The sequence below is a fragment of the Kitasatospora sp. NPDC091257 genome (assembly GCF_044757675.1).
Classification (GTDB): Bacteria; Actinomycetota; Actinomycetes; order Streptomycetales; family Streptomycetaceae; genus Kitasatospora; species Kitasatospora lactacystinica.
Genome location: NZ_JBIVVI010000562.1, coordinates 1 through 5,716, shown reverse-complemented (window position 1 = coordinate 5,716; position 5,716 = coordinate 1). Strand labels below are relative to the sequence as shown.

5 protein-coding genes are annotated in these 5,716 nt (G+C 73.3%); 1 reads left to right on the top strand and 4 read right to left on the bottom strand.

What is annotated here, in order from left to right; translation table 11 throughout:
• Positions 1-129: 129 nt before the first annotated feature.
• The 3 genes from ACIQOV_RS24340 to ACIQOV_RS24330 form a co-directional block, all read right to left on the bottom strand.
• Complete coding sequence (locus ACIQOV_RS24340; protein ID WP_401051710.1) at positions 130-1,149, bottom strand: acetamidase/formamidase family protein; 1,020 nt, start codon at positions 1,147-1,149, stop codon at positions 130-132.
• Positions 1,146-2,642: an APC family permease gene (locus ACIQOV_RS24335; RefSeq protein ID WP_401051708.1), complete on the bottom strand. Its 1,497-nt coding sequence runs from the start codon at positions 2,640-2,642 to the stop codon at positions 1,146-1,148. The genes ACIQOV_RS24340 and ACIQOV_RS24335 overlap by 4 nt, the downstream gene beginning before the upstream one ends.
• A gap of 116 nt (positions 2,643-2,758) precedes the next feature.
• Entirely contained in the window at positions 2,759-3,835 is a 1,077-nt protein-coding gene (locus ACIQOV_RS24330) for an ABC transporter substrate-binding protein (RefSeq protein ID WP_401051706.1), read from the bottom strand.
• 55 nt (positions 3,836-3,890) lie between these two features.
• Here ACIQOV_RS24330 and ACIQOV_RS24325 point away from each other — a divergent pair, with 55 nt between their 5' ends.
• Positions 3,891-4,421: a MarR family winged helix-turn-helix transcriptional regulator gene (locus ACIQOV_RS24325; protein WP_401051704.1), complete on the top strand. Its 531-nt coding sequence runs from the start codon at positions 3,891-3,893 to the stop codon at positions 4,419-4,421.
• A 117-nt stretch (positions 4,422-4,538) separates the two neighbouring features.
• Here the strand turns inward: ACIQOV_RS24325 and ACIQOV_RS24320 are convergent, their stop codons facing one another.
• Positions 4,539-5,624: an NlpC/P60 family protein gene (locus tag ACIQOV_RS24320; RefSeq protein ID WP_401051701.1), complete on the bottom strand. Its 1,086-nt coding sequence runs from the start codon at positions 5,622-5,624 to the stop codon at positions 4,539-4,541.
• Positions 5,625-5,716 lie beyond the last annotated feature (92 nt).

Sequence of the window (5,716 nt, the reverse complement as noted above, 5' to 3'; positions counted from 1 at the left end):
GTGGGGGTCCGCGGGATTTGCCGGGACTTTGACCCACGCGGGCGAACCCACGGGTCGACGTCGTGCGTCCGGACCGGCACGTCCGGGCCGATGCGTCCGGATCCGCGGACCCGGACCGGCGGGGCGCCGCTACCGGTGCCGCAGGTACGCCCCGGCGGTCTCGCGCAGGCGGTCGTGCAGCCCGTGGTAGGCGCGGGCCCGGCCGAGCAGGTTCTTCGGCAGCTTGGCGACCATCGTGTAGTTGGTGTCGCAGACGTTCGCCGCCGGAGCCAGCCCGGCCTGACTGACCAGTTGGTAGGCGTCGAGCTGGTCGAGGCCGAGCAGTTCGCCGGTCCAGCCGACCAGGTCGTGCTGGCTGATCCGGAACGCGTCCTCCAGCGGACGGGCCGAGCCGGTGCTGATCAGGAAGTCGTCGTTCTCCAGCCGGGGCCAGGCCGGGCCGCCGCCCTTGATCAGGTCGACGATCACGGTGGTGCGCATCGCCGCCTCCACCGCCGTGCCGCAGACCTCGCCCTCGCCCTGGCGGGCGTGGCCGTCGCCGAGGGCGAGCAGGCCGCCCTCGGCGTTGACCCGGAAGTAGGCGGTGGTGCCGGCCCGCATCTCGGGGGTGTCCAGGTTGCCGCCGTGCGCGCCCGGGGTGATGGAGGCCAGCACCTCGCCGGCCGCCGGGGCGACGCCGACCGTGCCGTGCATGGGGTCGAGCGGCAGGTCCACCGTGAAGTCGCCGGTGCGGGCCCGGAACCGGCAGACGCCCGACTTGACGTCCAGGTCGTAGACCCAGACCCGCTCCTCCAGGGGCGGGTGGAGCATCGCGGTGGAGTGGGTCGCGGTCAGCGCGCCGAAGTGCGGGAAGGTGCTGGAGATGCCGTACTCCCGGGCCGGGGTGATCTCCACGAAGTGCACCGCGAGGACGTCCCCGGGCTCGGCGCCGGCCACCGCGATCGGGCCGGCGACCGGATTGAGGTAGGGGAAGACGCACACCTGGCTGGGCAGGTCGCCGGTGCCGCGCACCTTGCCGCCGAAGCAGTCCTCGGTGGTCAGCTCGATGACGGTGCCGGGCCGGACGGTGACCAGCGGGGCTCGGCCGCCGAAGGTGTAGGCGTAGTCCTCCGGGGTCGGGTTCAGCTGGACGATCTCGGGCAGGCTCACTGCTTCTCCTTGGCGGTGTTCGGGGCGGCGGCGGTGGCGGCGGCACCGTCGGTGGCGGCGTCGTTCGTGGCGGCCTCGGTGCGGGCGGCGGCACCGTCGGTGGTGGACTCGGCCTCGGCGACGGCCAGCCGGGGCTTGCGCCCGGTCGCCGTCAGCCCGGCGAGCACGATCCCGCCGACGAGCAGCCAGACGAAACCGAGCCGCTGGGCCGCGATGTTGGCGTTGACGACCACGTACGCGAGGATCGCGAAGCCGAGCGCCGGGGCGATCAGGTGCCGCCAGTAGTCCTTGCTGCGCCTGCGGACGAGGTAGTGGACGACCACGGCGACGTGCAGGACCAGGAAGGTGGTCAGCGCCCCGAAGTTGACCAGGGTGCTGAGCAGGGTGATGCCGTCCTCGCGCGAGGCCGTGAAGAGGCCGAGCACCAGCGAGATCCCGGCGGTCAGCAGGGTCGCGTTGACGGGCACCCGGCGGGTGGGGTGGATCCGGGCCAGGAAGGCGGGCAGCTGGCGGTCGCGGGCCATCGCGTACAGCAGCCGGGAGGTGGCCGCCTGCGCGACCAGCGAGTTGGCGAAGCCCCAGGCCACGGCGGTGGAGGCGGCGGTCAGCGTGGCGAGCCAGCCGCCGGCGGCGGTGCGGGCCGCGTCGTAGAAGGCGGTGCCGTTCGGGTCGCCGTCCCGGATCAGCGCGTCGGGGTCGGCGACCAGCAGCGAGGCGACCCAGGTCTGCACGATGAACAGTGTGCCCGCGAGCAGCAGTGCGGCGACCATGGACCGGCCGATGGCCTTGGCGGAGTCGCGGTTCTCCTCCGAGAGGGTGGAGATGCCGTCGAAGCCCAGGAAGCTGAGCACCGCGATCGAGACCGCCCCGAAGGCCAGGCTCCACGAGAAGGTGTGCGGGTCGTACAGCGGGGTGAAGTCGAAGCCCCGGCCCTTGCCGTTGGCCAGGGCGATGACCCCGACCACCACGAACAGGGCCAGCACGACGAGTTCGCCGATCAGCATCGCCTTGTTGACCCGGTTGGTGGTCTCGATGCCGAGGTAGTTGACCACGGTGTTGAGCAGCACGAAGCCGATCAGCCAGAGCCAGACCGGGATGGACGGCACCAGCGAGTTCATGGCCACGCCGGCGATCAGGTAGAGCAGTCCGGGCACCAGCACGTAGTCGAGCAGGATCATCCAGCCGGACAGGAAGCCGACCGGGGCGGCGATGCCGCGGCCCGCGTAGGTGTAGACCGAGCCGGCCATCGGGAAGGCCCGGGACATCTGGGCGTACGACAGGGCGGTGAACATCATCGCCACCATGCCGAGGACGTAGGCCAGGGCGACCATGCCGCCGGAGCCCTGGAAGACGCCGCCGAAGATGCCGAACGGTGCGATCGGCACCATGAACACCAGCCCGTAGACGAGCAGGTCGGTGAAGCCGAGCGATCGGCGCAGTTCCTGCTGGTAGCCGTAGCTCTCGATGCCCTGGGGCGCGGGTGTGTCGGCCATGGTGCTCTCTCTCCGTGACGACCCTGCGGGTGTGTGGGGAGACTGTAGAGGCAACTATTTCCAGATGGAAGGGTTTCGCCGCGGCATTCCACCTGACGGGAAGGAGGCACCCGCAGTCAGTGCGGCAGCACCGCGAAGCCGAGGCCCTCGGCCCGGGCGAGGTGGATCCGCGCCCGGCCCGCACCCTCGCGGCGCAGCAGCCGGCCGGCCGCCGCCAGCAGACCGTCCGGGGCCAGCGCCCCGCGGGCCGCCAGGTCGGCGAGCAGGTGCAGACCCTCGTACAGCCCCACCGCGTAGGCGTCCAGGACCGGCGCCCACGGGCCGCACAGCGCCCGGTGCCGCTCGGCGAGGCTCTGCCGGCACTCCTCCGCCAGCGTCGCGAAGGAGGGCATCGCGGCATAGAGCGTCCCGGTGTCGTCGCCGCCGAGCGCGAGCAGGCCGTTCTCCTCCAGGGCGCCGGAGAGCCGCACCAGCGTGCGGTCCAGCCCGCTGCGCCGCAGCGCCCGGTTGAAGTGCACCAGGTCACGCCCGATCAGGCTGAGCAGCAGGGCGTCCGCGCGGGCGGCGCGCAGCGCGTCCAGCAGCGGGTCGAGCATCTCCTCGACCGCCCCGAACGGGACCCGCCGCTCCAGCACCACCCGGGCACCGGCCCGCGCCGCGAGACCCTCGGCGGCCCGGTGGACGGCGCGCGGCCAGATGTAGTCGTTGCCGATCAGCGCCCAGCGGCGAATTCTGTGACGAATCGTCACCTCGCGTACTGCTGACCCGAGTTGACGGTACGGGTCGATGCCGGTGCAGAGCACGCCGGGCAGCCGGGAGCCGCCCTCGTGCGGCGGGGTGAAGAGGTACGCGATGCGGCCCGCGGCGACACTCTCCACCGCCCGGTGCACATCGCTGGTGTGGCACCCGGCGAGCGCGTCCAGCGCCCCGGCGTCCAGCAGCCGCCGTACCTCGCCGGCGACCCGGCCCGGCGCTCCGCCGCCGTCCACCAGCACCAGCTCCAGCGGGCGGCCCCGGACACCGCCGGCCGCGTTGACCTCGTGCGCGGCGAGCAGCGCCCCGTCCAGCGCGGACGGGCCGGTGAGACCGAGCGGGCCGGACTGCGGCACGACGAGGCCCACCCGAAGCGCCGCCCCCTCCCGTACCGAGTGCAGCGCGTCGAGCGGATCGATCAAGCTCACCTCGACGCTCACGGTGCGAGTATCGTCGTACCGCCGATATCGGGAAAGGCCGGAGAGGGAGCGTCCGATGACCGCAGCTGGTGCCGCGCCGGGGATCGACGCCCGTCCCGGTGATCCCGTCGGCCCGGCCGCGAACCGGTCCCCGGGTGAGTCCGCGGGCGCGTCCACGAGTGAGTCCCCGGGCGACCGTCCCGCCGCCCCCGAGCCGCTGCTGGTCGAGCTGGTGACGCTGGCCCACCGCCGGCTCTCCGGCGGCCTCGCCGCCGCCCTGGCCGAGGAGGACTGCACCGTCGACCAGTGGCGGCTGCTGCGCGCCCTCGCGGACGGCCGGGGGCACGCGATGGGAGAGCTGGCCCAGGCCCTGCTGATCCCGCAGGCGAGCCTGAGCCGGCTGGTGGACTCGCTGTGCGACTCCGGCTGGGTCTACCGGCGCCAGGACGACCAGGACCGCCGCCGGATCACCGCCCACCTCTCCCGCCAGGGCCGCACCCGGCTGACCCGCCTCGACGCCCTCGCCGCCGCCCATGACGCCGCCGTCCGCCGGGCCTGCGGCCTCACCGACCCGGCGCACCTGCTGCAGCGGCTCGCCGCGCTCTGACCGGCCCGTCCCCCGACCGGCGCCGCCACGACGGCGGCGGCCCGTCCCGGCCGATGCCCGCGCAACGACGACGGCCCGCCCCCGCCGAAGCGGGAACGGGCCGGTGGTGGCGCGCGGTCAGGCCGGGCGGACGGCGCCCTTGTACGGCATCGCGGAGATCGGCAGGACCTCGATGTTCTTGCCCGTGCGCGGGGCGTGGATCATCTTGCCGTCGCCGATGTACAGGCCGACGTGGTGGATGTCGTCGTAGAAGAAGACCAGGTCGCCGGGCTGGAGGTTGGCCCGGTCGACGTGCGGGCCGTCGTTCCACTGGTCCTGGGAGATCCGGGAGAGCTTGACACCCGCCGCGCGGTAGGCGGCGCCGGTGAGGCCGGAGCAGTCGAAGCTGTTGGGGCCGGTCATGCTCCAGCCGTAGGGCTTGCCGAGCTGGGCCTGGGCGAAGGCGATGATGGTCGCGGCCCGGCCGCTGGCCGCCGGCACCGGGGCGTTCATGTCCGGGCGGTCGGCGGAGCGGGAGGCGCGGTCCTTGGCGGCCGCGGTGGCGGCCTGCTGGGCCTCGGCCTTGGCCTTCTCGGCGTTCTGCTGGGCGTTGATCTTGGCGCGGTCCTCGGCGCTGAGCTTGTTCAGCATCGCCTGGGCCTGGGCCAGCTTGCCCTGGATGTCCTTCTTCTGCTCCGCCAGCTGCGTGCCCACCGAGTCGAGCGCGGCCAGGGTGGCGGTGGCCTCGGCGCGGTCCTGGTCGAGCTTGCGCTGCTCGTCCTGGGCCTGCTTGAGCAGGTTCGCCTGGGATTCGGAGACCTGGCTCTGCACCGCGGCGCGCTCCAGGTAGGCGGACGGGTCGGAGTCGAGCATCAGCTGGACCGACGCGTCGATGCCGTTGGTGCGGTACTGGTCGGCGGCGACCGCGCCGAGCCGGGTCCGCAGCTCGTTCATCGCCTCCTGGCCGCGGGCGACCTTCTCCTGGATCAGGTTGGCCTCGCCCTGGAGCTTCTGCTGCTTCTCCTGGAAGCCGTTGAACTTCTCGATCGCCTGCTCGGCGTCCTCGTTGAGCTGGTCGACCTGTTCCTTGACGGAGGCGAGGCTCGGGGTCGGCTCGGCGTGGGCGGTGCCGGAGGCGAGGACCGCGCCGCCGGCCGCCATGGCCGTGGTGAGGACCGCCATGCGGGCCCGGCTCGGCGGGTTGGGCTTGCGACGCTTTCCCATGACGGTCGCCCTCCTTCGGGGGAATCTGGGGACGGTCCGGACGGGGCGGGGGACGGCTCGGCCGGGACCGGGGACAGCGAAGGCGGGCAGGG